The organism is Singulisphaera chitinilytica (assembly GCF_049331405.1).
GTDB lineage: Bacteria > Planctomycetota > Planctomycetia > Isosphaerales > Isosphaeraceae > PoT.
This window is the reverse complement of the sequence record NZ_CP186274.1, coordinates 886974-912347: the sequence shown is the minus strand read 5'-3', so window position 1 is coordinate 912347 and position 25374 is coordinate 886974. Positions and strand designations below refer to the sequence as shown.

The following is a 25374-nucleotide window of genomic DNA, read 5'->3' as shown; positions in this document are numbered from 1 at the left end:
GACCGATCGTGTGGGACCGGATGAAACCGATCCCGTCGGCGAATCACGGCGAGAGCCTTACCGGCCGAAGTGGGTCCGGGCTCGGCCGAGGGCCATCAAGGGGAAATAGTGTCGGTAGAGGTTATAGTTGATCATGAAGGCACGTTGCAGGTCTGTGTCCTGGTCGATGGCGGCGGCGTCGCGGCCCAGATTGATGCGGCAGCCGACGCCGTAGCCGGGGAAGCCGGTGCCGGTGTATTCGGGCTCGTTCCAGGTGCCTTCAGCCTGGTGATCCACCAGGTACTTCACGCCGCGGCGGATCGCGTCGTCGTAGTCATGGGTGTCGACGGCGAGGAGGGCCATGAGGGCCCAGCCGGTCTGCGAGGCCGTGGTCTCGCCGACGCCACGCAGCTTGTCGTCCATGTACGAGGCGCACGACTCGCCCCAGCCTCCGTCGGCGTTCTGATGAGCGACGATCCAGCCGGCCGCCTTGCGGACCCAGGGGAGGTTCGTGTCGACGCCGATCTCCCGGAGCGCGGGCAGGACCGCGGCCGTGCCGTAGATGTGGTTCACGCCCCAACGGCCGAACCAGCTCCCGTCCTCTTCCTGCTCGCTGCGGATGAAGCGGATCGCCCGCGCCACGACGGGGTCGTCGAACCGTCGCCCCTGCGCGGCGAAGGCCTCGACGACGTGCGCTGTGACGTCCACGCTGGGCGGGTCGAGCAGCTCGCCGAAGTCGGCGAACGGGATCTTCGCGAGCCACGAATGCGTATTATCGCGATCGAAGGCGCCCCAACCGCCGTTGGCGCACTGCATGCCTTCAAGCCAGCGGGTCGCCCGCTCGGTGGCGAAATCCAGGGCCTTCGTGTCGGCGAACTGCGGCTTGAACCGCTCGAGGATGAGCAGGATCACCGCCGTGTCGTCGACGTCGGGATAGAAGCGATTGGCCCGTTGGAAGGCCCAGCCGCCCCCCTCGACCCCCTTGGCGTGGACCTGCCAGTCGCCCGGCGTGAAGACCTGCTGATTCAGGAGCCAGTCGAGCGCCGTACCGGCGGCCGGATACTCGTCGATCGTGCAGCCGTTGTCGAGCATGGCCAGGAGCGAGAGGGCCGTATCCCAGATCGGCGACTCGCTCGCCTGCAGATATGTCCCGCCGTTGCGTTCGTACGACCAGTGCGTGTTGAAGGCCTCGAGCCCGGCCTGGAGCACCGGATGCTCGATCGGATAGCCTTCCTCGCGGAGCGCCATCAGCGAGTAGATCCACGGGGGCTGGATGCCGCTCCAGGCCCCGTCGGATTCCTGGTGCTTGATGATCCACTCGAGGCAGAGCTTGACCGCCGTCTCTCTCCCCGGCTTGATCGGGAACGACGTATAGAGCCTCAGCAGTCGGTCGGCCACGTAGAAGGGGCTCTCCCACGAGATCCACGAATGCCGACGTGCCAACTTGAAGTCGTGATTCTCTCGCCCTTCTGGGAAGAGCTCGTCGAGCCGCTTCTCGGGGGGCAACGGGCGGCAGGTACGCCGGGCCGAGAGCACGGCCAGGGGCAGGATCGTGCCGCGTGCCCACGAGGCGAACTGGTAGATATTGAAGGGCATCCACGAGGGGAGGTAGATCAACTCGGGGGGCAGCGTGGGGGTCTGGTCCCACGGCCACTCGCCGATCAGCGCGAGCCAGAACTTGGTGAAGTTGCGGAGGTGCGAGAGCCCGCCCCGTTCCAGGATCCAGCCCAGGGCCTTGCGCAAGGCGGGGGAGTTCGGATCCTCGCCGGCGACCCGGAGCGCCGCATAGCACTCGACGGTCGTATTGATGTCGCCGCCGCTGGAGCCGTGATAGACCTCCCAGGCGCCGTCGCTACGCTGCTGGTTGAGGATCGCGCGGACGACCCCGGGGAGCTTGGGGTCGCCTTCGATCCCCAGGACGTGCATGGCGAGGATCCACTCCGCCTCCATGCAGCAGTTCGACTCGAGCATCCCGACCCAGAACCCGGCCGCCTCCTGCTCGTCGACGAGCCAGGACAGTGCGCGAGAGATCCCCTCGTCGAGCCGCCCCGTCGTTGAGGTTGGTCGAGTCGTGACCTGGGTTACGCTCATAACCGTTGGCATCATCCTGATGTCTCCGGGAGACTCACTTCCTGGAGTCGCCGTTATTCCGTCAGCAACGGATCAGCCTGGCTCAATTCCGGCGTCTCAAGGTGATTCGCCAAAGTCTGAGGGCTCATGTCGATTTCGAACGGCATGGCCGGTTGTGAAGAACAGTAGCGTCCGCAAGTCTCACGTCAATCCCAACTTTGCGATCCGAAGTGATTTCTGCCGGCGGCCATTCCCCCCGCCGGATTCGGCGTCCGCAAAGTTTGCCCATTCCCCTTCCGCGAGCCTTTTGTACCAAGGAACCCACGCAAATCTTGATAGAATCCGGCAGTCTCCTCGGAGCCATCTGCAAGCCTGGATTCGCCACGAAACGTGCGGATTCGTTGACCTTTCCACGACTCTCGGGGCCGCGATGACGACGGCCGGAGGGCGACGGATCAGGCGAATCCGCCGAAGACGTCGTTCAGCGTCTTACCCTGAGCCGCCCCGAGGAGCCCTTCGAAGGACCCGGCCTTGAGCCCCTCGGCGGCCGCGAGCATGGCCCCCCATGCGACACGAGCCAGTGCCCCACCCACGCTGACCCGCCGCACGCCGAGGTCGGCGAATTCGGCCAGGTTCAGGCTCGCCCCCATCGCCAGGACGTTGACCGGCTTCGGGGTCACGGCGCGGACCATCGCGGCGATGTCGGCCTTGTCTCGCACGCCCGGCGCGTACAGGCAATCGGCGCCGGCCTCGGCGAAGGCGACGAGTTTATCGATCGCCGGCCCCAGTGCCTTGGGGTCGGAGAGGAGCCCTTCCGTGCGGGCGACGAGGATCACGTCCTCCCCCGACCTGTCGATGGCCTCTCGGGCGGCGCGAATGCGTTCCACGGCATGGGGCAGGTCGAACAGCCCCTCGGATCCGTCGATGCGACGATCCTCGATGGAGAGGCCCGCCACTCCCGTCTTGATCGCCAGGGCAACATTGGCCGCGACCCCTTCGGGCTCTGCGGCGAAGCCCGATTCGAAGTCGGCATTGACCGGCAGGTCGACCGCCTCGCAGAGCGATGTCAAATGTCCGAGCACGTCATCACACGTCACCGCGTTATCAGGTCGGCCCGTCGTCCAGGCGAAGCCGGAGCTGGTCGACGCCAGCGCCTCGAAGCCGAGGTGCTGGAGCATCCTGGCGCTCCCCGCATCCCAGGGGTTGGGCAGCAGGAAGCAGCCGCCCTGGTGGAGGCTGCGGAACCGGGCACGCTTCTCGGCGACGGTCTTGGCCATGTTCGGGAACCTCGTCTCGAGTTCGGGGAGAGTCGATCTCGTTTCGCCGCTGATCATGCCAAGGCCCGGATCACGACCCTTGGCCTCGTGCCGCAAATGCAATGGATGGAAAGGCTCTCGATATTTGGAAGATTGTAGCCGAAACTACGTTATCAACTTTCAGACCTCAGTGACGTACGACGTTTCAGTCCGTTTATGTTCCGATTCCGGCGGGGCCCGATAGCGATGAGTTCCATGGCAACATGTTCGTATTGCGGTAACAAGATCCCCACGAGCATCGAGTCGGCGGGCGTGCCGGCGACGAGGTGCCCGAAGTGCGGGACCAGGGTCTCGGCCGAGCCGATCGAAGCCAATCCCTATGCGGCGCCTCTGACAACGCCCCAATACAAGGAGGAATTCACCAAGACTGCGGGGACCTACGTGCGAACTTCGCTCGCGGAAAAGATCGGCGAGGCCTTGAGCCTCCTCGGCGAGAATCTCGGCATCATCACGATGCTCGTCCTGACCTTTTCCTTCCTGCCCGGTCTCATGAGCATACCCTTAGGAATCCAGCTAGGCGACGGAAAGTTCACTCCGCCGATGTTCGTGCTAATCATCACGGAATTGCTGTTCGGCTCCATGCTGACAGGATCAACCCTTCACGTCATTTCGCTCCGCGCCTCCGGCGAACGCGCCACATATATCAATGCGATCGGAGTGGGGTTCCGCAATTGCCTCGGCATGCTCTGGACCAGGTTAATCACCTACGCGACCGGCGTCCTGGGAATCGCGGCGCTGGTCGTCCCCGGCGTCATCATTCATGATCCGGTATGCGATGGTCGAACCCATCGTCATCATGGAGCGTGAGAATGGTGTTGATGCCATGAAACGCAGCAAGCAGCTCGCGTCGGCGTACAAACTCCAAATCTTCGGGGCGATCGTCTTCCTCGCCGTGCTGAACATCCTTGTCTCGGCGTTGATGCAGTATGTGCTCCTTTTCCTATCAACCCGATCAAATGCATTTCAACCAACGATTGCTATTATGTATTCGTTTTCAAACTGTGTGATGCGTGTCGTCACCACACTCCAGGCCATCCTTCCGCTCGTGATCTACCAAGAGTCGTATAACCTGCATGGCCCAGCGATTCATGTTTCGGAATGGTTCCTCGACAAGAAAGTTGCGGGTGAGGAGTCGTAAACCTCGTCGCGATGTCGGTTTTAAAAGGAACGCTCTCGCTGATTCCAAGCAAGGAAGACTTCGCCGTCAGAGTGAGTAGGTCAGATGTGTCCTTGCTCCTCGCCCCCAGGAGCAGGGCCAGCCGCGCGGGCCGACGCGCCGCCGTGCGTCGGGGACGACCACCATCGCGCCGGCTCAAAAGCCAAAGTCAAAGCCGACCGGATTCATCCGCTATCTCATTGCAAAAACGAGACTTGTGTCGCGGCGATCGACATGGATTCGCAAATTAAGGGGAGAAGTGCCTCGCTATTCTGATGTCTGGAGCGGAAACTACATTCTCAACTCACAAACATCATCTGACGTGCGACGTTTCCTACGCGATAATCCCGACCCCGCGGAGTCTGATTTCGATGAGTTCCACGGCAACATGCCCATTTTGCGGTTGCAAGTTCCACAAGGGGACCGACCCGAGGACGGCGTGCCCGGATTGCGGAATCGTGATCTCGGACGGAGAGGCCGCTGAAACGAACCCCTATGCGGCGCCTCTGACGAGGGCCAGCCACGACGAGGATTTCGGCACGATCGAAGGTTCTTTCGTTCACACCTCGATCACGGCGAAAGTCGGTGAGGCATTCAAGCTCTTCGGCGGGAATCTCGGCCTCATCAGCATGATCATCCTCACCATATGGCTCCCGGCCAATCTCCTCATCTACTTCCTGGAGTCCAGGACTTTTGATCCGGAAAGTGGCCGATCATTAGCCGGTCTCGCGAATATCGTCGAGGGTTTGTTTGGGCCGATCTGCGTGGGGGCGGTCATTCATCTGGTTTCGCAGCGCATGGCAGGCCATCGCGTGACCTATGGCGAGGCGATGGGAGTCGGGCTAAGGAACTGGACTCAGTTGTTCGGGACCCGCTTATTGACGGGCTTGTTCATCATCCTGGGGCTGATCGCCCTGATCGTCCCGGGCATCATCCTCGCGCTTCGGTTCGCCCTCATCGACCCGATCGTCATCCTCGAAGGGCGGAGCGGTCGGGAGGCCCAGAAGCGAAGCCAGAACCTTACGACCGGCTATAAATTGCAAATCTTCTTGGGTGGCATCTTATCCGTCCTGCCGATCTTCATCGTTGCCTTCCTCGGCGGGATGGTCTTCGCCCTCATGCCCCAACTTCAAAATGTCATCACGTCGTCGATCCTGGGGTGCGCCCTGAATGTCCTTGGGACCATCCTCATCATCACGGGATACTTGATTTACAGGGAATCGGCGGGCCTCCGCAGCAAGAAAAAGCCGAGCCCGGCCCAATTCGTCGACATTTGACCTGCATGCGATCGCCGACAAGCCATCAGCCGTCTCGATGACAAGACGATCGGAAGGGACGTGAGTCACCGCGACTCACGTCCCTTCGAGCCATTTTCAGACCTCGCCAAGCTCCTGCTCCATCGCGGCGACGAGTTCGCGGAAAGCGTCGTCGGGGAGGGTCAGCATGGCGAGCGGCGTGTGCTCGCTCTCCATGAGGGTGAGGAGGTCGGACGTGCCCGAACGCAGGCCGAGGGCCTTGCCGCGCCGGTCGAGGGCTCGTATGACGATCTCGTCGAGACTGAAGGCCGATGAGGCCTGGGCGACACGCCTCGCAACCTCCTCGAATTCCGCCAAACCCAGGCGGCCCTTGCCGTCGAGGCGGGCCGCTTCGCAGATGAGCAGGAGGGCGTCCACCAGGCGGTCGCAGGCCTGTTCCTGCAGGCGTGTGGGCTTCGTCATCGTTCGTCCTCGACGGCCCCGGCCGGGCCGGTGGTGAAGTGATAGAGGAGGATCCCGGCCGCCACGGCGACGTTGAGAGACTCGGCGCCAGGACGCATCGGGATCGTCACCCGCAGGTCGCAGAGGTCGACCCACTCGGGCCCGAGCCCCTGCCCCTCGCATCCCAACAGCAACGCCAGGCGATCGGGCCGACGCACGGCGTGGAGCGGCCTGGCGTCGGTGTCGACCACCGTCGCGGCCAGTTTGAAGCCGAAGTCGGAGCGGAGCCGCGCGAGGTCGGCCGCGAGATCCTCCGACTCGATCACCGGCAGACGCAAGGCCATCCCCATCGAGACCCGCAAGACCCGCCTCGAGAAGGGGTCGGGGCAGCGCCCGCCGACGAGGATCGCGTCGACCCCGAAGACGTCACCGAGCCGGATGATCGCGCCGAGGTTCTCCGGGTTGTCGATCTGGGGACACGCGACGAACGTGCGACGTTCGGCCGACCCGCCCGCGATCTCGCCGGGCGAGGGCCAGGGCCGCCTGATCCCGCAGGCGAGCACCCCCTGGTGGAAGTTGAACCCGACGAGGACGTCGACCAGCGCGTGCGGGACCACCAGCAGCGGCACGTCGTCCGGCGCCCAGGACGAGATCCTCGCCTCGTGGCGGTCGCTCACAAGGATTGAGGCCGCGGGGAAGTGGCTCTCCAGGAGCCGCTCGACCAGCTTCTCCCCCTCGACGACGAACCCATCCCGGCCTCGCGTCTGGTTGGTCGCCTTCAGGTTGCGGTAAGGCGCGATCCGCGGGTCGGCGAGGTCGTCGATCAGGACTCGGGGCATCGGCGTCACTTCGGCTATCGGCTAGATGAGGGCGGGCCAGGACATCCCTCCGGCGGAAGGCCCCAAAGCCCCGCCATGTTACTCCCGAAGCCCCGACTTGCCAAAGCCCCGTCGCGAACCGGTCGAGCAAAGCCTAACCCCGGCGCCCGCACATCAGGCCAATCCGAGCGGCCTCGGTTGACTTAAATTACGATCGACCTACAATGATCCGGACAGGGCACAATGTCCTTAGCCGAAGGCATGACGTTCGTCTGCCCAAGAGTCTTGAGGATGCTTCGCCTCCACTCTGCGGAGGACGAGATTTCGCGGAGGGGGGTTGGAGAGCCATGCGATACTCGCCCGAGCACAAGCAGAAGACGCGAGAGAAGGTCGTCCAGGCCGCGAGCAAGGTCTTCCGCCAGCAGGGATATCACGCAGCGGGCGTAGATCGGGTGATGGAGGAGGCCGGGCTGACAGCCGGGGCCTTCTATGCCCACTTCCCATCGAAGGAGGCCCTCTTCTCCGAGGCCTTCACCTGCGCCTCGCAAGAGGCGGCCAGGCTGAATCTCGGCGGGCTCGACTCGCGATCGGGCAAGGACTGGATCGTCGGGTTCCTCGAGCGCTATTTGAGCCCCCTGCACCGCCGGATGGTGGTGGAAGGCTGCCCGATCCCCGCGTTGGCCTCGGAGATTTCGAGGGCCGGCGACGGGCCGCGGCTCGCCTTCGAGGAGGCGATTGTCGCGCAGGCCGAGAAACTCGGGAGGCACCTTCCGGAAGCCGGGGACCTCGACCGCGAAAGCAATGCCCTGGCGATCATCGCCCTTTGCGTCGGCGGCCTGAGCCTCGCGAGGGCCGTGACCGACGAGGCCCTCGCCGACCGGATCCTCGAGGCCTGCCGCGCCCTTGCCTTGCAGGGCCAGGAGGGATCGGCCGCAGATGTCAAGAACGAATCACGTCCGGATTCCAATATTGTGAACGAGTGAGCCCCTTTTTCCGCTCACGTTCTCCCTGGTCTTTCATCCCGACGGGACCACTCCGTCGAGGAAGGGAATTTGAGGATGAGCATGCAACGCCGGGTCGTTGTGACGGGGATGGGGATGGTCACGCCGGTCGGGCGCGACCTCGAGTCGACCTGGAAGGCGCTCCGCGAGGGGAGGAACGGCGTCGACCGGATCACGCTCTTCGACGCGAGCACGTTCCCCACGCAGATCGCCGCCGAGGTCGAAGGCTTCGCGCTCGGGAATTACCTGGGCGAGGGGCCGGCCAGCCGCTGGAGCGAGCATTGCCGGACCACGCTCTTCGCCCTGGCCTCGGCGAAGATGGCGCTCGACCAGTCGGGCCTCGATGACTACAAGGCCTTCGATCGCACCCGGTTCGGCATCTATCTCGGCTCGGGCGAGGGGCAGCACGACTTCCCCCGGTTCGTGGACGTCGTCCATCGCAGTTCCCGCAACGGCAAGGTCGACCCCGCGCTCTTCACGAGCCTCGGGCAAGGGACCTTGCACCCGATCCGCGAGGCCGAGCAGGAGCCGGGAGCCCCGTCGGGCCACCTGGCGAGCGTCTTCCGCGCTTACGGCCCGAACGCCAACTGCCTGACCGCCTGCGCCGCCAGCGCCCAGGCGATCGGCGAGGCCGTCGAGCTCATCCGCAGGGGTGACGCCGACGTCATGCTGACCGGCGGCACGCACAGCATGATCCACCCCCTGGGCATCACCGGGTTCAACCTTTTGACGGCCATGTCGACCCGGAACCACGACCCGAAGCGGGCGAGCCGCCCGTTCGACCTCGAGCGCGACGGCTTCATCCTCGGCGAAGGGGGGGGCATGCTCGTGCTCGAGGAGCTTGAGCACGCCCGGAGGCGAGGCGCGGAGATCCTCGGCGAGATCGCCGGCCACGGCTCGACGGCCGACGCCTTCCGCCTGACCGACAGCCACGACGAGGGGCGAGGCGCCATCGCCGCGATGCGAGAGGCCCTGGCCGACGCCGAGGTCAGTCCCGAGGACGTCGACTACATCAACGCCCACGGCACGAGCACCAAGGTGAACGACTCGGTCGAGACCCTCGCGCTCAAGAGCGTCTTCGGCGAGATGGCGTACGAGATCCCCGTCTCCAGCACCAAGAGCATGACGGGACACCTCGTCGCCGCGGGCGGGGCCGTCGAGGCGATCATCTGCCTGCTCGCGATCCGGGATCAGGTCACGCCGCCGACCGTGAACCTCGAGTACCCCGACCCCGAATGCGACCTCGACTACGTACCCAACACCGCCCGCGACTACCCGCTCAACGTCGCCCTCTCGAACAGCTTCGGCTTCGGCGGGCAGAACACCGCGCTCGTCCTCCGCGGCTTCTCCGGCTGATTCTCTTCCCAAAAAAGCCAGTTTCTCTACGCATGTGAGCCGCTTCGCAAGGAGGAGGTCGAGGCCCCCCGGAACTGTCCGTGAGGCCTCGACTTGCCCCCGCCGGGCCCGCACGCCATTTCCGATTCCATCCCATCGTCCAAGTCAGGAAGGAGCCGGTTCGCGATGAGCAAGCTCGACGATCATCCCACGGTCCAACGCTTCCGCGAGGCCGCCAACGCGGGCGTGGCCGTCGCGGGGCCGGAGCCGCTCGACGCTGGCTGGCTCCGCCAAGTCTGCCTGGAGGCCGGGGCCGACGACGTCGGGATCGTGGCGATCGATCGGCCGGAACTCGACGACCAGCGGGCCGAGATCCTCGCGGCCTTTCCCCGGACGAAGACGCTCATCGCCTTCGTCTGCCGGATCAACCGCGACCCGATCCGGAGCCCGGCCAGGTCGGTGGCCAACCTCGAGTTCCACGGCACGCTCGACCATACGACCGAGGTCGCCCGGCGCCTGGTGACGACCCTCGAGCGGCGCGGGATCCGGGCCATGAACCCGGCCTCGGGGTTCCCGATGGAGTTGCAGCGGCCCAGCGGCAGGCCCTGGGTCGTCGCCCACAAGCCCGTGGCCGTCGCGGCGGGGCTCGGCCGGATGGGCATTCACCGTAATATTATTCACCCCAGGTTCGGCAACTTCATCCTACTCGGGACCATCCTGGTCGACGCCGAGGTCTCGGCCCAGGACAGGCCGATCGACTACAATCCCTGCCTCGAGTGCAAGCTCTGTGTGGCCGCCTGCCCGGTGGGCGCGATCGCCCCGGATGGGAACTTCAACTTCTCGGCCTGCTACACCCACAATTATCGCGAGTTCATGGGCGGCTTCTCCGACTGGGTGGAGACCATCGTGGAGAGCCGGGATGCGGCAGATTATCGCTCGAAGGTCTCGCCCCCCGAGACCTCCTCGATGTGGCAGAGCCTCTCGTTCGGGCCCAACTATAAAGCCGCCTATTGCATGGCGGTCTGCCCGGCCGGCGAGGACGTCATCGGCCCGTTCCTCCAGGATCGCAAGGGGTTCCTAGACGAGGTTGTGCGGCCGCTCCAGGACAAGGAAGAGACGCTCTACGTCATCCCCAAATCCGACGCCGAGGAGTACGCGACGCGTCGGTTCCCGCGCAAGACGCTCAAGCGGGTCCGCAGCGGACTCCGCTCGGCCAACATCCGCGGCTTCCTCCAGGGGCTCCCCCTGCTCTTCCAGCGCGAGCAGGTGAAGGACCTCGACGCCACGTACCACTTCACCTTCACCGGCCGCGACCCCGGCCTCGCGACGATCCGGATCCGGGACAAGACCCTGCAAATCTCGCACGAGCACGTCGGCGAGCCCGACCTCCGCGTCATCGCCGATAGCGACGCCTGGCTCGGCTTCATCGGTCGCGAGCGGAGCCTCGTCTGGTCCCTGATCCGGCGCAAGATCCGGCTCAAAGGCTCGCCGCGACTCCTCGCCGCTTTCGGCCGCTGCTTCCCGAGCTGACGAGGTTCAAGGACGCTTCGAGGCCAGCGCAGTACGCTCGAGCCGGGCGCGAGACTCACGCCAGAAGCGGGCGTCGGGCTCGAAGCCGTGCCCCCTGGCAAAGGCGATCAGGTCGGCGTAGCGGGCCGACGGGTCGAGGCTGCAGGCCCACCAGACCTTCATCTCGCACTCGGGGCAGAAGGCCAGCGGGCGAGAGTCGGCCTCCTCGCGGCTCCCCGTGCCGTTCATGCCGCACTGATATGCGGTGCAATGCTGGATTCCCAGCATGTGCCCCGTCTCATGGACGGCCGTCTGTATGGTCCGCCTCAGGACGAGGGCTGGTTCGGACTTGAGGTCCCCCTGGCGATAGAGCGACCAGACTCCGACCCGGAACATCAGCGAGGCCTGGCCGAAGACCCAACTCCGCCCCTCGCGAGGCGTCAGGTCGGCGGTCGTGAGGGCCAGGACGCCGACGGCATCCTTGGGGCAACGTCTCTGGAGGACGCCAAGGGCGTAAGACGTCGTTAGACGCTCGTCATCGCGGTCCGGATGCCGGGGTCGAGCGTAAGAGGGAACGTCTTCAAGCCGGAGCCGGTCGAGGACTTTCACCGGGATGCCGTAGAACCGCTTGAGGAAGTCGGAGGTCTCGGCAATGAGGCGGGTCTGCTCGGCGTCGAAATTCCCCCAGGGCTGGATGTAGAGGGTCGTCCGACGCGCCGAGGGGCGGTTGGGCTTGCCTGCGCCGTATTCCTCGAACGTCTGCCCCGACTCCGGGTGGTTCGCGAGCCAGTCCCCCGGCTGCGGCTCGCCCATCTTCCGATGCAGGGGGAGGAGCAGACGGCCGGCCGTCTCCAGGTCGGCGCGCCGCTCATCGTTCTCCCAGGCGGCCACCTCCGTACCATCGGGCCCGTACGGGTCAAACTCCTCTTCGGGGATCGAACCGTACAGGAACGAGCGTGCCACGAAGGCCAGGCCGAACGCCAGTCCAACAAGCGCGATCGCGCGCCATGCTCGAACGCCCATGTTCCGCCTCCGTTTTTTGTGTGAGGGCCCTCGCTGCCCCCGACCTTCACGAATCTTAACGCGCGTTCCGACACCTGTCATCGCGGGACCGACCAACTTCCTGCGAAATCAAGGAAGATGATTCCTCGGATGAAACACGTATTACAGACGTCAGTCCGGCCGAATCTGGCCGATAGGGCTTCTGGGAGATCTGTAGGGCCAGATGGAGTATCCGCCGCGGGATTCAGGACGTTGCAAACCGGGGGCGTCGCTGAGATCATCCCCGAAGCATTGCGGCACGAAGGACCAAGATCATCGGCGAAGGGGATGGCGGACGCATGCCAGGCGACAGCGATTGCACCGAGGTCCGGCTGGTCAACGGCTCGACCGGGGACCCCGGCCTGTTCATCGACTACACGGGCAAGGACGATGCGCTCCTGTTCGACGCCGGCGAGAACGGGAGTCTCGACTCCGCCAGGCTCGGCGACCTCGACGCGGTGTTCATCACCCACCATCACGTCGACCACTTCATCGGCCTGGACCGGATCGTCCGCGCGAACCTCGACCGCGACAAGGCCCTCCACATCTACGGCCCGACCGGCACGATCACCAAGGTGTATGATCGGATCAAAAGTTACGAGTATCCCTTCTTTCCCTTCCAGAAGATCGTTTTGAAGGTCCACGAGATCCTCGAGGGGCGTATCCGCGCGGCCCACCTGGAATGCTCGCGGCGGTTCCCGAAGCCCGAGATCGAGGAGAAGGACTGGCAAGGCCCCCTGATCCACGAGACCCAACTGCTCCGCGTCGAGGCCGCGCTCGTCGATCACACGGTCCCCTGCCTCGCCTTCGCGCTCGTCGAGCCGGAGGGTCTCGAGCCGGATCCGGCCAAGATCGCGGCGAACGGCCTCCCCAAGGGGGCCTGGATCGGCCGGGCGGTCAAGATGCAGAAGAACGGCGCCCCGATCGACACGGCGCTCACCGTCGGGGGCGAGAAGCGGGCGCTCGGCTGGGTGCTCGAGCAGGCCTTCAGCAACGTGCCCGGCCGCCGGATCGCGTACGTCACCGACACCGCCTGGAGCGAGACGTCGAAGCCGGGGCTCCTCCGGCTCGCCCACAAGGCCAGGCGACTGTATTGCGACTCGTTCTATGCCGAGGCCCAGAGGCCCCAGGCCGAGAAATATCGCCATATGCTCGCGGGGCAGGCGGGGGAACTCGCCAGGCTCGCCGAGGTCGAGGAGCTGGTGCTGATCCACTTCTCGGCCCGGTACGAGGGGCAGTATCAGAAGCTCCTCGACGAGGCGAAGGCCGTCTTCCCCAACGTCCGCGCCGAGTTTTGAAGGGCGGACCTGAAAGAATCGGGCGCGGCCGGCGAATCACTGTCAACTTGAAACATGGTACTCCCCGACGGGTGATCTCATGGACATGACTGATCGCGAAACGAGCGAGCTCGAGGCCGAAGACGAGGCCGTTGATGAGGTCTCCGACGCCGGCGATGCCCAGCCGTCGAAGCATGTGATGACCGCCGCCGAGGCCCTGGAGAAAATCCAGCGCGGCGAGGTCATCGAAGGGGTCCGGATCGAGCGGTTGAGGCTCAGGGGGGCCTTCGCGAAGCCCGTCCAGTTCCGCCGGGTGACGCTCGCCGGCTTCTCCATCGAGGGGGCCAACTTCGCCGACCTCGTCAGCTTCGAGGCCTGCACCCTGGATCGGCCGCAGATCTCGAAGAAATCCTTCTTCACCAAAGACTTGCGATTCATGGGCTCGACCATCATCAAGCCGCAGTTCCGGAACTTCAAGGTCCATGGCACCTGCCGGCTCGACTCGGTCCGAGCTCGGGGGAAGTTCCTCGTCCAGAATGCCGAGATCGCGACGATTCGCCTCTGGGATGCCGTCTTCAACGGCTGGGTCGAATTCAAGCAGTGCGAGTTCCTCGGCAGTGCCGACTTCCGGAGCTTCCACGTCGAGGAAGGGTTCATCCTGACCCAGTGCAAGTTCCGCGACGACCTCCTCTTCCGGGGCACGGTCGTCCAGAAGAAGTGGCAGGCGGACCGGACCCGCTTCGACGGCCTGGTCGACCTCTCGAAGGCCAAGCTGCATGACTACGTCTATCTCGAGGACATCGAGCAGGGGGAAAAGCAGCGCTTCGCCTTCGCAAATATGGTGGCCGAACGGATCCTGATCCGGCCCGATCAGGTCGAGGGGCGGCTCGCGAGCGAGATCTCGGGCGACTACTCGCAGGCCATGTATGAGTACGCGTTCCTCAAGCGGGTCTTCGAAGGCCTGCATCGGTACGACCAGGAAGACTGGGCGTTCTACCGGTTCAAGGTGAACCAGAGGCTCTCCAGGCAGCGGTCGTGGAAGCGCCCCTGGTCGAAGTGCAGCCACTTCGGCGACTGGCTCTTTTTGGACCACGGCTGCGGCTACGGCACGAACCCCGGGCGGGCGATCCGCGCGGCGGTCGTCATCATGTTCGCCTTCGCCCTGATCTACATGGCGGGGATCGACTCGTTCATCGTCGACCCCGACAACATGCCGTTCGAGGGGCCCAAGCACACCTTCGCGAACCGGACGATGATCGCGACGCTCACCAGCGTCTCGGCCTTCATCTCGGGCTTCGGCGACATGCGGCTCGCCGCCAAGGGGTGGATGAACGTCCCGCTCATCATCGAGTCGATTTTGGGCACCCTGCTCTGGGGCCTCTTCATCGTCGCCTTCAGCCGCAAGGTCATCCGTTAAAATCGTCGCATCCCGATCCATGCGCGGCCTCGTCCGCCCGATCGAGTCCGCCCGGCGGGATGGCGTCGCGCATGGCTGGAACGCTCCGGACTGCGCAAACCTCCCGCTCGGGCCCCGGCGGCTGGTTTTCGGCGCGGGGGTCGTCTGGTATGATAGGATCTTCGACCTCCACTTGTGAGGCGTTCAGACCCCCAAAGCGACCGATAACCATGCTGCATCCCTGGCACGACGTCACCCCGGGCGAACACCTGCCCATGGAGTTCAACGCTCTGGTTGAGATCCCGATGGGATCGAGCGTCAAGTACGAACTCGACAAGCGCACGGGGCTGCTCCGGCTCGACCGGGTGCTCTACTCGGCGGTCTACTACCCGGCGAACTACGGATTTATCCCGCAGACGTATGCCGAGGACGAGGATCCGTTGGACGTCCTGGTGCTCTGCCAGGAAGCCGTGGCCCCGATGACCCTCGTCACCGCGAGGGCGATCGGCCTGATGACCATGGTCGACAGCGGCAAGCGCGACCACAAGATCCTGGCCGTCGCCGTCGGCGACCCCGAGTTCAATAGCTTCCGCGAGGCCCAGGAACTCCCCTCGCACCGCCTGGCCATGCTCCGCCGCTTCTTCCAGGACTACAAGTTCCTCGAAGGCAAGTCGGTCGAGGTCGACGAGATCCAGCCGTCCGAGGTCGCCCTCCCCGTCATCGAGGAGGCCCTCCAGCGCTACAGCCACGCCCGCCGCAAGGGCTTCCATTGATCTGACCGAGGCCAAAACCTCGGCCTCATCCCCATCGCCGGGACGCCCGACGCCAAGCCAAGGAGCCTGGGTCGGGCGATGGCGAGATCGATTCGCGTGGGCCCTTGCGGCGAGGTTCGCCCATGAATCCAGGTCCGCCCCCTCTCCCCGACGGCGGTTCCTCGCCCCTCCCCTTCGCCGGGCGGGCCCACTCGGCCCCCGCCCCGACCACATCCACCTCGACAAGCCAGCACGCCGGACCTGGCAGCAGGCCTCTGCACGCGCAGGCTCATCGCGAAGTCTCGGGCCCAAAACCCGCCCGGGGGTTGTCTTCGCGCAAACGCTGGCCAATACTTTCAGACTTGACGCCGACTTGTCTCGGGGAAAGACCGATGCCGAGCCTGGCCGAGGTGCCCCTCGGCCCTCCGGCAAGCAGGCTTGCTCTCTCCCCGCCCGGATTCCCGGACGCCGAGCGTCGCGCCGACCTCTCCCCGCCCCTCCCGGATTTCCGGCATCAGGCCGCGATATCCAGGCGACCGGGCGCAGCCGCTCTCCGGGAATTGACGCCCCGCCACGCCGTCTTTTGAGACCGAAGAGACTCCTGATGCGAAGCTACTCGCGACCGAAATGCACCGCCGCCCTCGCCCGGAACCTGCTGTCGATGGCCTTCCTGCTCGGGCTGAACCTGACCGCCTCGGCCGACGAGCCGAAGGTCGGCGAGGCCATCCCGCGCAAGGGGGATGAGATCGTCGTCTGCGGCCAGCTCTTCCACACGACGGCCCCCGTCGTCCTCTGGATGGATCCGGGCGGATTCGACGCCTACCGCGTCGAGAATCGCTTCGCCAGGACGAACGTTCCGCCGGTGAGGAAGGGGGATTCGGAGCGGACGCCTAACCGCTACGGCAGGCGCAAGGTCACCCTGACCCCCGAACAGGCCGAGCAGGTCCACGGCGGCGGCTGGGACCTCCCCCTGCTCCAGAGCGTGGTCGACCAGTTCGTGATCCACTTCGACGTGGCCGGGACGAGCAAGAAGTGCTTCGAGGTGCTCCACGACCACCGGAACCTGAGCGTCCATTTCATGCTCGACGTGGACGGCACGATCTACCAGAGCCTCGACCTGAAGGAGGGCGCCTGGCACGCCACGATCTCCAATGGCCGCTCGATCGGCATCGAGATCGCCAACGTGGGGGCCTACCCCGTCAAGAACAAGTCGGCGGCGCCGGTGTTTTCCAAGTGGTATCGCAAGGACGACAAGGGGGGTATCGAGCTCGTCCTGCCCGAGGGCCAGGGCCATCGCGCCTCGCTCGGCAAGGACTGGGTCGCCCGCCCGAGCCGCCCGGAGCCGGTCGTGGGCATGGTCCAGGGGCAGGAACTGGAGCAGTACGACCTCACCCCCGAGCAGTACGACTCGCTCATCAAGCTGACCGCCACGCTTTGCAAGGTCTTCCCCAAGATCAAGTGCGACTACCCCCGCGACGCCTCTGGCAAGCTCGTCGACCACAAGCTGCCGGAAGCCGATTTCAAGGCGTATGAGGGGGTTCTCGGGCACTACCACGTCCAGACGAACAAGGTCGACCCGGGCCCGGCCTTCCAGTGGGACAAGGTCATCGACGGCGCCAGGGCCCTGATGGCCAAGTAAGCCGCCTCGCCCTTGCTGTATTCCTCTCCAAAGGCAAACCAACAGGGAGCTTCCCCCGATGCGGATCGCAGTCACGGGAGCGACCGGATTCCTCGGGCGGTACCTGGTCGCCGACCTGGCCGATCAGGGACATCAACTGAACTGCTGGCATCGGCCGTCGAGCGACCGGACCGGCCTGGAACCGTTCGCGGACGCCATCAAGTGGCTCCCGGGTGAGCTCGGCGACGCCGAGGCCTCGCGACGGCTGGTCGAGGGCTGCGACGCCCTCGTCCACGCCGGGCTCTTCCGAGCGGGAAAGGCGTTTCGAGGCGGCGAGGGGGACCTCGTCCGCTTCACCGAGATCAACGTCGTCGGCTCGATCCGCCTCTTCGAGGCCGCCCGCGAGGCGGGAGTCGGGCGGATCGTCTTCATCTCGACGGGGGCCGTCCACGAGAAGATCGTCGAAGGGCGCCCGCTCGACGAAACCCACCCCGCCTGGCCGAAAAGCCACTACGGAGCCTCCAAGGCGGCGATCGAGGCGTTCGTCCACAGCTACGGCTTCGGCCAAGGCTATCCGATCGCCGCCCTGCGGCCGACTGGGATCTATGGCCTGGCCCACCCCGCCCAGGTCAGCAAGTGGTTCGACCTGATCCGGGCCGTCGCTCGCGAGCAGGAGGTCCACTGCAAGGGGGGCGGCAAGGAGGTCCACGCGGCCGACGTCGCCAAAGCCGCGCGGATCCTGCTCTCGGCCGACGCCATCGCGGGCGAGTCCTACGAGTGCTACGACCAGTACATCTCCGAATACGACGTGGCCACCCTGGCCCGGGAGCTCTCCGGCTCGAAGGCCGAGATCCGGGGGGAAGCCCCCGTCCCTAAGAATCAGATCGTCACATCCAAGATTCAGGCCCTCGGGATGCGTTTCGGCGGGCGCCCCTTGCTCGAGCGGACGATCGGGGAGATCCTCGAGGCCTCGCGATAAGCAGGGGACGCCCGATTTTTGAATTTCGTCGCGCCATTGACCTTTGCCGGTATTAGCGCCTATCATGACCACTGTGGACGAGAGGCAGACGCTCCCGGAGCCTGACCTGGATGCGATCCCTAGCGGCGAACCTTCGACTTCAACGGATTCTCGGCCTGCTTCGGCTTGGCCGGGCGGAGTCTTAGGGTTCGTCGTCTGAGCGCCTTTCGCGTGACATACGAAGCCCCGAGACCCGCCTTGACCGGTGAGTCTCGGGGTTTTTGCGTATCCACACCGGTCAAAGCCAAACCCGAGCGACTTCTGTCCCGAGGGGGAATTCGATTCCCCCGTCCCAACACGAGACCAGAGAAGAGTTTCAGCCATGGCCGATGCGAACGCGAATCGGATCCGGATCTTCGACACGACGTTGCGTGACGGCGAGCAGTCGCCGGGCGCGAGCATGAACATGGTCGAGAAGATCGAGGTGGCACGCGCCCTCGCCGCGCTCGGGGTCGACATCATCGAGGCCGGGTTCCCAATCGCCTCCCCCGGCGACTTCGAGGCCGTCCGCGCCATCGCCACCGAGATCAGCGGCACCGTCGTCTGCGGCCTCGCCCGCAGCAACGAGCGTGACATCGACCGGGCCTGGGAGGCGCTCCAGTTCGCCCAGAGCCCGCGGATCCACGTCTTCCTCGCGACCTCGGCCATCCACCGCGAGCACAAGCTGAAGATGACCCGCGAGCAGGTCATCGAGCGGGCCGTCGCCAGCGTCCGCCACGCCAAGTCGGTCTGCGCCGACATCGAGTTCAGCCCCGAGGACGCCGCCAGGACCGAGGTCGACTTCCTCTGCGACGTCGTCCAGGCCGCCATCGAGGCCGGGGCCACGACCGTCAACATCCCCGACACCGTCGGCTACGCCACGCCGACGCAGTACGCCGGCGTCATCAAGACGCTCCGCGAGCGCGTCCCGAACATCGGCCAGGCGGTCATCAGCGTCCATTGCCACAACGACCTGGGCCTGGCCGTCGCCAATAGCCTGGCCGCCTGCGAGGTCGGGGCCCGGCAGGTCGAGTGCACGATTAACGGTATCGGCGAGCGTGCCGGAAACGCCGCGCTCGAAGAGATCGTCATGGCCTTGAAGACCCGGTTCGACTACTACGGCCTGACCACCGGCATCAAGTCGGAGCGGCTCTATCCCGTCAGCCGGATGGTCTCGACCGTCACCGGCCTGGCCGTCCAGCGCAACAAGGCGATCGTCGGCCGCAACGCCTTCGCCCACGAGGCCGGCATCCACCAGGACGGCATGCTCAAGGAACGATCCACTTACGAGATCATGCGTCCCGAGGAAGTCGGCGTCCCCAAGACCGACCTCGTCCTGGGCAAGCACTCCGGCCGGCACGCCCTGCGCGACCGCGTCACCGAGCTGGGCTACCACCTGAACGACGCCCAGCTCGAGATCCTGTTCGTCGACTTCAAGGCGCTGGCGGACAAGAAGAAGGAAGTCTACGACGACGATCTGGTCGTCCTGATCGAGAAGCATATTCAGGACGTGACCGCCCACTGGGCGCTGGTCGGCCTGCACACGACGGCCGGCACGAACGTGATCCCGACGGCCACCGTCTGCATCAGGCGCCCGGACGGCCAGGAGGTCACCGACGCTGCCACCGGCGACGGCCCGGTCGACGCCATCTTCAAGGCCGTCGAGCGTGTCACCGGCATCACCGCCAATCTCCGCGAGTTCGCCGTGCGGGGCGTCACCGGCGGCAAGGACGCGCAGGGCGAGGTCTCCCTCGAGCTGGAAGTCGAGTCCGACCAGCGTTCCTTCCGCGGCCGCGCCGCCTCGACCGATATTATCGAGGCCTCGGCCGAGGCCTACCTCAACGCCGTCAACGCCATCGCCTCCAGGCGCGACCGCGACCAGCCCCGCGAAGTCCTCGGCCGCCCAGGCGCCGGCGCCTGAGGATCGAGTTGAAACCGGGAGCCCTTCGAGATTCGATACCTCGAGGGCTCCCGTTGGCATCCCGCCCCATCACACGTTCGCGTGGGATTCTCATACTCCACCGATCCCTCCCGCCCCGATCGACTCTTGCATCCGCGCCCTTTCGGCGCTAGGATGTTCCACGCCGGTTAAACATTCGGTGGTCGTGCGGTATTCCCGAGGGGAAGAGAGGCGGGGTTGCCATGCTGCGCGTTCTCGGGAGTGGCGGTGCCACGGTTTGCGACGGGACGACTCGCCGCGAGCTCTTGCGAGTCGGGGGCCTGTCCCTCTTCGGGTCGATGACCCTGCCGCGACTGCTCCGCGCGAAGGAGCAATCCGCCGGCCACCCGGCGCGGGCGAAGTCGATCATCCTGGTCAACCTGTACGGCGGGCCCAGTCATATCGACATGTTCGACATGAAGCCCGACGCCCCCGCCGAGATCCGGGGCGAATACAAGCCGATCGCGACGAGCCTGCCGGGCATCCAGGTCTGCGAGCACATGCCCAGGCTCGCGAAGTGGATGCACAAGGGGACGCTGATCCGCTCGGTGACGCACGGGTACAACAGCCACAATCCCTACGCCCTCCTGACCGGATTTACCGGCGGCGATGACCGCGAGAACTACTACGCCAAGCGCACCGACCACCCGGGGATCGCGGCCGTCTGCCAGTATCTCGGCCTCGGGCCGAGTGACCTCCCCTGCTCCGTCTTTCTGCCGGCCCTCCCGGGCTACAGCCAGGGCCTGCGCCGGGCGGGGCCTTACGGCGGATATCTCGGGCGACAGTACGACCCGCTCTTCACCGACTGCGACCCCAAGTTCGACCGCGAATTCGACCAGCTCGCGAACTTCTACGAGCCGATCGCCCCGGTAGGCGAGCCACGCCTGCCCTCCGTAGGCTCCATGCCGGAACTGACCATCGACCGCTTCCGCAACCGCACGAAGATGCTCGACGAGTTCGATCGCCAGCTCACCGGCTTCGAAGGCTCGCGCGAATTCGCCACGCTCGACCACTTCCAGCGCAAGGCGATCGAGCTCCTCACCTCGAGCCGGGCCCGCCACGCCTTCGACCTCGCGAGCGAGCCCGAGCACGTCCGCAAGCCTTACGGCACCTCCCTCTTCGGCACGAGCCTGCTCGTCGCGCGCAAGCTCGTCGAGGCGGGGGTCACGTTCGTCGCCATGACGACCGAATCTCGCGGCTCGGGCCACTGGGACACGCACGAGAAGAATTTCTCGCTGATGCGGGACTTCAACATCCCCAACCTCGACGAGATCGGTTCCACGCTCCTGGAAGACCTGGAGTGTCGGGGCATGCTCGACGACACCCTCGTCGTCATCATGGGGGAGATGGGCCGAGCCCCTCGGATCAACGGCAAGGCCGGGCGCGACCACTGGCCGCAATGCGGCTTCGCCCTCCTGTTCGGCGCGGGGGTCAAGCAAGGCTACGTCCACGGCTCGAGCGACCGGATCGGCGCCCACGTCAACGACCACCCGGTCACCCCCGGGGACCTCGTGGCCACGATGTATCACCTGCTGGGCGTCGACTCCCAGATGTTCGTCAACGACCTCACCGACCGGCCGATCCACATCGCCCACGGCGGGATGCCGATCACCGAGATCTTCGCGTAAACTGGTCTGCGTTCCGGGGACCACGCCCCGAGCCGGGGCGAATCCCCGCCCGACGATGGAGCCACTCCAGGGCGCAATACCATGTCACCCTCGGATTGCGACGTCACGCATCCCCAGATCCGTCGCGGGCCCTGCCCCTGGTGCGAAGAAACGATCATCGAGGGCTCGCCCGGGCCTCAGCCGGAACTCGACGACTTTGGCGAGGTCGATTTCACGCTCGATGACCTTCCTTCAACGGACTGGGATTATCCCAGGATGATCGCCGACCTCGGCGACAAAAGCCCCCGGGTCCGAGAAGTGACGCTGAACAACCTGTGGTGGCAAGACCGCGATTTCAGCATCGGCGACCTGGCCCCCGATGATCCGGCGGATGCCATCCGGGAAGGGATCAACGACTGGCATCGTTTCATCCTGCGTGCCCAGACTGTCGAGCCCAACTCCGCGACCTGGCCCGGCATGCTAGGAATGACGTATCGATTCATCTCATTGTGTAAGGCCAGGTTCCATCAGGACAGCTCGCGGAAATGGCTGATGGAAAGCACCGCCCAGATCGAACATGCGGTCGAACTCGACGCAACCGATTCCGATCATATTTTCTTGTCAAGCATGCTTTGTCGACTCTACATGGACGCCGACCTTAACGATAAGGCGAGGAGCATCGCCGAAGACCTCCTCTCCCGGATGCTCTTCATCGGAGAATGCTCGGGCTCAGCCCACGCGATCAATAAGGCTCATACCATCCTCGGTCGAATCGATCTATCAGCCGGTGATATCGAGTCGGCGAAGTCTCACCTCCTGGCATCCATCGACATCGACACCCCTCCGATTGAATTCGACTGGCGCCTGGCGAACGATCTCCTTTACGAGGGTGAACGCGAGGTCGTCCTCCGTTACCTTGAGCGTTGCTCGGCTCTCAAGCCGGATACCGACTGCCCCATCAAACACTGGTGTGATGTGATTAACCAAGGGGGATATCCCGACTTCCCGACGTTCCCTTATGTCTGAACACCTCTCACAGGAGCAAAGACATCGGCCTCGAGGCCGATTCAGTCGAGCGGCCAGGGGTCGGCGACGGCCTCGGCGCGACTCTTTTCGGCGGCCTCGCGCGAGTACTGGGATCGCCTTTTTTGCAGGCGGATGGTCTCGTAGATGAACGGGCCGTAGAAGAGAGAGGCCAGGGCGATGAACGTCGCGACGGGGTAAGACAGCCGGCGGTGGAACGCCAGGCAGATGAACAGGCCGACGAGGACCGCCGCCGACCAGGGGACGAAATACGGAGGGTAGCGCACCACGGCGGGGTCCTTCGCGAGGGTGATCTTGGGGGTCACGAGCCCCTGAGTCGGGGTCGCGAACCGCAACAACGCCCAGCCCGCGAGGACGGCGAGTTGCGGGACGACGAACAGAGCCGACTTGCCGGTCAATCTCCAGAGGATCGCCCCGAGGATGCTCGTCACCACGAGGGCCGGCATCAGCATTCGATCATAGCGGCGACGGCTGATGAGAATCTCGCCGGGGCCAGGCTTGGTGCCGGTCCTTCGCCGCTCGAGCTTCGACTGCCTCTGTTCGAAGTAGTCCCAGCCCTCCTGGGCCTCGGGGGCGAGTTTCTCCCGCACCTGCCGGATGATCGACTCGCGGGCGTCCGGCTCATAAGTGTCGAAATCGATCGAGAGCTTTTCCGAGCCGCTCCTCAGGATGAGCTTGCCGCTGGTTCTCGTCGTCCGCCATTGCGCCCTGGTGGACTCCGACAGGAGGAATTCCCTCTGGCGGTTGAGGAACCGGTGGATGAGCCGGTCGCCGGAGAACTGCAACTCTTCGGTCCAGGCAATCGCGAGTAGGAAGGCGGAGAGTATCGCCATCGTCATGGGGATGCCGGCTATCAGGGCCATCGCGAGGAGCCGATGCTTCACCCCCGGGTCGAAGTATGCGATAGACATTCCCGCCGCGGCCCACAGCAGGAACGCGGCCAATCCCCCCGCACTCTGGTAGAGGTACGACTTTCGAGGGCGGAACACGGCGTCCATCAAAAGCGGCTCCGGTGTGCCTCGCCGAGGAGGCCCGACCTCAAGGCCAGGGCCCATCCCCGGCCAGAAGGCATTCGGTCATGCCCCCCAGAGATTAACGACTTCCGCCCGCGATCCCCAGGGCCCCGGCACCGCCTCGGTTACAGGAGATCCTTCACGCGATCGAGCTCGGCCTGGATGTTGCGCAGGGCGAGGGTCGCCCGGTCGGGGTTGACGAGGCAACCTTCCAGGCTGCCGTAATGCTCCTCGAGGCAGTCGAGCAGGAGCGCCTTGATCCGAGACTCGTCGGGCGAGGCGCGGAGGGTGCTCTCGGCGTGGATCTTCTCGAGTTGCAGTTCCTTCTCGGCGAACCAGGCGCGGAGGCGTTCGTGAGTCCACTCGCCCCGGCGGATGGCCTTCAGGGTCTCGCGGTCGCGCTGCAGGTCGATGTCGCCGTCGGTCAGGATCTGCTCGACCTCGCCGATCAGGCGCACGACATGATAGCCGAACTTGGTGTCGTAGCCGTGCTCGGCGACGAGTTCGGCCCGCTTGCCCCTCGGCTGCTTGATCGCGATCTTGTGCATTTGTGAATAAGCATACCCTTTGAACTTCGACCAGGCCCCCTTGTGCAGGAAGAGCCGGCGGTTCTCCCGTACAACGGTGCCGACCCTGGTGCAGTGCAAAACGCAGGTCGTCGGGGTGAAGAGGCTGTCGATGATGTTCGGGTTGTTGTCCATCGCCAGGGAGAAGAACTTGACGATCCCGAAGATCGTCAGGTCATAGGTTCGACCGTGGCCGGCCAGGGCACTGCGATCCTTGACGTGATGCTCCTGGAACTGCTCGAACCGGCCCGACGGCTCCCCGAACCCGGGGATTTCGCCGCGGAGGTGCGGGAAGATGTCGTCGCGAGGCGGGATGGCCCAGCCGTAGATGTCGACGTCGCTGGTGTCGGACGAGACCCCGTAGGCGACCGATCCCATGATCGTCTCGTACTGGACGTTCCCCGGCAGCCAGCGCGGCGGCTTGATCAGATTCTGGTCGGTCAGGCGTTGCAGCGTGCTCACGGCGATGGCCCTCCGGATACGATCCCCTGGTCGATTCAGAGAGCCCCGGGCGTCTCTCGGTTCGGTCTCATTTCAGGCATTCATAATCAGCCATTTTCATAATAGGAATTCACCGCAGGCTGCCTCGTGTAGTTCGGCCCGGCCTGGTCGTCGGCCCCGAGGTAGCGAAAGGGGAGGTCGATGGACTTCACGCCTCGGCATCTCAGCAATCGACGCCTGGGGTCAAATTCCAGGTCGGAGTGGCGAAGCTCGGCCACGATTGGGTTGCTCGTCGACGACTCCGCGAGCTTGAGGTTCGCCGGGTCCAGGCTCGCCACGAAGAGGCCCTGTGCTGTCAGCCACGAGGCGGCCCGGGCGATGGCGCCGAGCTTGTCGCCGACGTAGTGGAGGCCGTGGATGCAGGTGATAAGATCGAAGGGCTCGGAGGGCTGCCAGGTTCGTAATGAGGCCTCGACCAGTTTGAGCCCTTTCAATTCTCGCAAGTGTGGGAGGAACATGCCGACGAGATCGACGCCGACGATTCGAGGGGGATGGGCCCAGCCTTCCGATCGGATGAGGCTCGCCGCCTCGATGAGGGCCTTGCCCGAGCCGCAGCAGAGGTCGAGCCAGGCGGGGCTCCGTCCAATCAGGGCCCCCCGCTCTTTCAGGTACGCGAGCGGGTGGAAGCCGAGCTCCTTGTCATAGCCGTTGCTGCCCGAGAGGTTGCGCTCCCGGTTCATCCGGCAGTTGGCGACGACCGCCGAGCGTTCCAGGTCTTCGTCGCTGAGGAGCTTCATGCCTT

22 protein-coding genes are annotated in these 25374 nt (G+C 65.1%); 14 read left to right on the top strand and 8 right to left on the bottom strand.

The annotated features are described in order from the left end of the window. Positions 1-57: 57 nt before the first annotated feature. Together shc and ACOYYX_RS03330 are read right to left on the bottom strand one after the other, a co-directional pair. Complete coding sequence (gene shc / locus ACOYYX_RS03335) at positions 58-2085, bottom strand: squalene--hopene cyclase (protein ID WP_422928518.1); 2028 nt, start codon at positions 2083-2085, stop codon at positions 58-60. 419 nt (positions 2086-2504) lie between these two features. Further along, complete coding sequence (locus ACOYYX_RS03330) at positions 2505-3326, bottom strand: isocitrate lyase/PEP mutase family protein (protein WP_422928517.1); 822 nt, start codon at positions 3324-3326, stop codon at positions 2505-2507. Between the two features lie 420 nt (positions 3327-3746). Between ACOYYX_RS03330 and ACOYYX_RS03325 the strand changes: the two genes are divergently transcribed. From ACOYYX_RS03325 to ACOYYX_RS03315, 3 genes are all read left to right on the top strand, one after another. Next, a complete protein-coding gene (locus ACOYYX_RS03325) occupies positions 3747-4172 on the top strand; it encodes a hypothetical protein (protein ID WP_422928516.1) in 426 nt (141 codons plus the stop codon). Then, positions 4141-4503 carry a hypothetical protein gene (locus ACOYYX_RS03320; RefSeq protein ID WP_422928515.1) on the top strand — a complete coding sequence of 121 codons (363 nt, stop codon included), beginning with the start codon at positions 4141-4143 and terminating at the stop codon, positions 4501-4503. The genes ACOYYX_RS03325 and ACOYYX_RS03320 overlap by 32 nt, the downstream gene beginning before the upstream one ends. A 476-nt stretch (positions 4504-4979) precedes the next feature. After that, on the top strand, positions 4980-5798 hold the full coding sequence (locus ACOYYX_RS03315; protein ID WP_422928514.1) for a YciC family protein: 819 nt from the start codon (positions 4980-4982) through the stop codon (positions 5796-5798). Positions 5799-5894: 96 nt separating this feature from the next. On the opposite strand, the gene ACOYYX_RS03310 is transcribed toward ACOYYX_RS03315, so the two are convergent. Continuing rightward, positions 5895-6239 carry a hypothetical protein gene (locus tag ACOYYX_RS03310; protein WP_422928513.1) on the bottom strand — a complete coding sequence of 115 codons (345 nt, stop codon included), beginning with the start codon at positions 6237-6239 and terminating at the stop codon, positions 5895-5897. Further along, positions 6236-7057 carry a TrmH family RNA methyltransferase gene (locus ACOYYX_RS03305; RefSeq protein WP_422928512.1) on the bottom strand — a complete coding sequence of 274 codons (822 nt, stop codon included), beginning with the start codon at positions 7055-7057 and terminating at the stop codon, positions 6236-6238. Before ACOYYX_RS03305 ends, ACOYYX_RS03310 begins: the two co-directional genes overlap by 4 nt. A 326-nt stretch (positions 7058-7383) precedes the next feature. On the opposite strand from ACOYYX_RS03305, the gene ACOYYX_RS03300 reads away from it, so the two are divergent. From ACOYYX_RS03300 to ACOYYX_RS03290, 3 genes are all read left to right on the top strand, one after another. Next, positions 7384-8019 (top strand): TetR/AcrR family transcriptional regulator, encoded by a 636-nt coding sequence (locus tag ACOYYX_RS03300; protein WP_422928511.1) that lies wholly within the window; start codon positions 7384-7386, stop codon positions 8017-8019. A gap of 81 nt (positions 8020-8100) precedes the next feature. Continuing rightward, a complete protein-coding gene (locus ACOYYX_RS03295; RefSeq protein WP_422931584.1) occupies positions 8101-9393 on the top strand; it encodes a beta-ketoacyl-[acyl-carrier-protein] synthase family protein in 1293 nt (430 codons plus the stop codon). Between the two features lie 165 nt (positions 9394-9558). Further along, positions 9559-10902, top strand: coding sequence for a 4Fe-4S binding protein (locus ACOYYX_RS03290; protein ID WP_422928510.1), 1344 nt, complete (start codon positions 9559-9561; stop codon positions 10900-10902). Between the two features lie 6 nt (positions 10903-10908). On the opposite strand, the gene ACOYYX_RS03285 is transcribed toward ACOYYX_RS03290, so the two are convergent. After that, positions 10909-11904, bottom strand: coding sequence for an archaemetzincin (locus ACOYYX_RS03285; protein WP_422928509.1), 996 nt, complete (start codon positions 11902-11904; stop codon positions 10909-10911). A gap of 317 nt (positions 11905-12221) precedes the next feature. Here ACOYYX_RS03285 and ACOYYX_RS03280 point away from each other — a divergent pair, with 317 nt between their 5' ends. From ACOYYX_RS03280 to ACOYYX_RS03245, 8 genes are all read left to right on the top strand, one after another. Then, entirely contained in the window at positions 12222-13220 is a 999-nt protein-coding gene (locus ACOYYX_RS03280) for an MBL fold metallo-hydrolase (protein ID WP_422928508.1), read from the top strand. Between the two features lie 85 nt (positions 13221-13305). Next, positions 13306-14616 carry a hypothetical protein gene (locus ACOYYX_RS03275; RefSeq protein ID WP_422928507.1) on the top strand — a complete coding sequence of 437 codons (1311 nt, stop codon included), beginning with the start codon at positions 13306-13308 and terminating at the stop codon, positions 14614-14616. 209 nt (positions 14617-14825) lie between these two features. Further along, positions 14826-15368: an inorganic diphosphatase gene (locus ACOYYX_RS03270; protein ID WP_422928506.1), complete on the top strand. Its 543-nt coding sequence runs from the start codon at positions 14826-14828 to the stop codon at positions 15366-15368. 583 nt (positions 15369-15951) lie between these two features. Then, positions 15952-16986, top strand: coding sequence for an N-acetylmuramoyl-L-alanine amidase (locus tag ACOYYX_RS03265; RefSeq protein ID WP_422928505.1), 1035 nt, complete (start codon positions 15952-15954; stop codon positions 16984-16986). 58 nt (positions 16987-17044) lie between these two features. Then, positions 17045-17944, top strand: a complete 900-nt coding sequence (locus ACOYYX_RS03260) for an NAD-dependent epimerase/dehydratase family protein (protein WP_422928504.1) — start codon at positions 17045-17047, stop codon at positions 17942-17944. A gap of 361 nt (positions 17945-18305) precedes the next feature. Beyond that, complete coding sequence (locus tag ACOYYX_RS03255; protein ID WP_422928503.1) at positions 18306-19883, top strand: 2-isopropylmalate synthase; 1578 nt, start codon at positions 18306-18308, stop codon at positions 19881-19883. A 221-nt stretch (positions 19884-20104) separates the two neighbouring features. Next, on the top strand, positions 20105-21529 hold the full coding sequence (locus ACOYYX_RS03250) for a DUF1501 domain-containing protein (RefSeq protein WP_422928502.1): 1425 nt from the start codon (positions 20105-20107) through the stop codon (positions 21527-21529). 81 nt (positions 21530-21610) lie between these two features. Beyond that, the gene (locus tag ACOYYX_RS03245; protein ID WP_422928501.1) at positions 21611-22534 is read left to right on the top strand and encodes a tetratricopeptide repeat protein; all 924 of its coding nucleotides are present in this window, start codon (positions 21611-21613) and stop codon (positions 22532-22534) included. A gap of 41 nt (positions 22535-22575) precedes the next feature. Here the strand turns inward: ACOYYX_RS03245 and ACOYYX_RS03240 are convergent, their stop codons facing one another. The 3 genes from ACOYYX_RS03240 to ACOYYX_RS03230 form a co-directional block, all read right to left on the bottom strand. Next, the gene (locus tag ACOYYX_RS03240) at positions 22576-23550 is read right to left on the bottom strand and encodes a hypothetical protein (RefSeq protein ID WP_422928500.1); all 975 of its coding nucleotides are present in this window, start codon (positions 23548-23550) and stop codon (positions 22576-22578) included. Positions 23551-23690: 140 nt separating this feature from the next. After that, positions 23691-24593: a nucleotidyltransferase domain-containing protein gene (locus ACOYYX_RS03235; protein ID WP_422928499.1), complete on the bottom strand. Its 903-nt coding sequence runs from the start codon at positions 24591-24593 to the stop codon at positions 23691-23693. An 86-nt stretch (positions 24594-24679) separates the two neighbouring features. Further along, entirely contained in the window at positions 24680-25369 is a 690-nt protein-coding gene (locus tag ACOYYX_RS03230) for a class I SAM-dependent methyltransferase (RefSeq protein WP_422928498.1), read from the bottom strand. Positions 25370-25374 lie beyond the last annotated feature (5 nt).

What these genes read in the sequence shown, in the direction of transcription:
- ACOYYX_RS03265 (WP_422928505.1), top strand. Translation starts at nt 15,952, where the DNA reads ATGCGAAGCTACTCGCGACCGAAATGCACCGCCGCCCTCGCCCGGAAC.
- ACOYYX_RS03305 (WP_422928512.1), bottom strand. Translation starts at nt 7,057, where the DNA reads ATGCCCCGAGTCCTGATCGACGACCTCGCCGACCCGCGGATCGCGCCT.
- ACOYYX_RS03240 (WP_422928500.1), bottom strand. Translation starts at nt 23,550, where the DNA reads ATGGACGCCGTGTTCCGCCCTCGAAAGTCGTACCTCTACCAGAGTGCG.
- ACOYYX_RS03330 (WP_422928517.1), bottom strand. Translation starts at nt 3,326, where the DNA reads ATGGCCAAGACCGTCGCCGAGAAGCGTGCCCGGTTCCGCAGCCTCCAC.
- ACOYYX_RS03260 (WP_422928504.1), top strand. Translation starts at nt 17,045, where the DNA reads ATGCGGATCGCAGTCACGGGAGCGACCGGATTCCTCGGGCGGTACCTG.
- ACOYYX_RS03270 (WP_422928506.1), top strand. Translation starts at nt 14,826, where the DNA reads ATGCTGCATCCCTGGCACGACGTCACCCCGGGCGAACACCTGCCCATG.
- ACOYYX_RS03280 (WP_422928508.1), top strand. Translation starts at nt 12,222, where the DNA reads ATGCCAGGCGACAGCGATTGCACCGAGGTCCGGCTGGTCAACGGCTCG.
- ACOYYX_RS03275 (WP_422928507.1), top strand. Translation starts at nt 13,306, where the DNA reads ATGACTGATCGCGAAACGAGCGAGCTCGAGGCCGAAGACGAGGCCGTT.
- shc (WP_422928518.1), bottom strand. Translation starts at nt 2,085, where the DNA reads ATGATGCCAACGGTTATGAGCGTAACCCAGGTCACGACTCGACCAACC.
- ACOYYX_RS03285 (WP_422928509.1), bottom strand. Translation starts at nt 11,904, where the DNA reads ATGGGCGTTCGAGCATGGCGCGCGATCGCGCTTGTTGGACTGGCGTTC.
- ACOYYX_RS03320 (WP_422928515.1), top strand. Translation starts at nt 4,141, where the DNA reads ATGGTCGAACCCATCGTCATCATGGAGCGTGAGAATGGTGTTGATGCC.
- ACOYYX_RS03295 (WP_422931584.1), top strand. Translation starts at nt 8,101, where the DNA reads ATGCAACGCCGGGTCGTTGTGACGGGGATGGGGATGGTCACGCCGGTC.
- ACOYYX_RS03310 (WP_422928513.1), bottom strand. Translation starts at nt 6,239, where the DNA reads ATGACGAAGCCCACACGCCTGCAGGAACAGGCCTGCGACCGCCTGGTG.
- ACOYYX_RS03230 (WP_422928498.1), bottom strand. Translation starts at nt 25,369, where the DNA reads ATGAAGCTCCTCAGCGACGAAGACCTGGAACGCTCGGCGGTCGTCGCC.
- ACOYYX_RS03250 (WP_422928502.1), top strand. Translation starts at nt 20,105, where the DNA reads ATGCTGCGCGTTCTCGGGAGTGGCGGTGCCACGGTTTGCGACGGGACG.
- ACOYYX_RS03255 (WP_422928503.1), top strand. Translation starts at nt 18,306, where the DNA reads ATGGCCGATGCGAACGCGAATCGGATCCGGATCTTCGACACGACGTTG.
- ACOYYX_RS03300 (WP_422928511.1), top strand. Translation starts at nt 7,384, where the DNA reads ATGCGATACTCGCCCGAGCACAAGCAGAAGACGCGAGAGAAGGTCGTC.
- ACOYYX_RS03245 (WP_422928501.1), top strand. Translation starts at nt 21,611, where the DNA reads ATGTCACCCTCGGATTGCGACGTCACGCATCCCCAGATCCGTCGCGGG.
- ACOYYX_RS03290 (WP_422928510.1), top strand. Translation starts at nt 9,559, where the DNA reads ATGAGCAAGCTCGACGATCATCCCACGGTCCAACGCTTCCGCGAGGCC.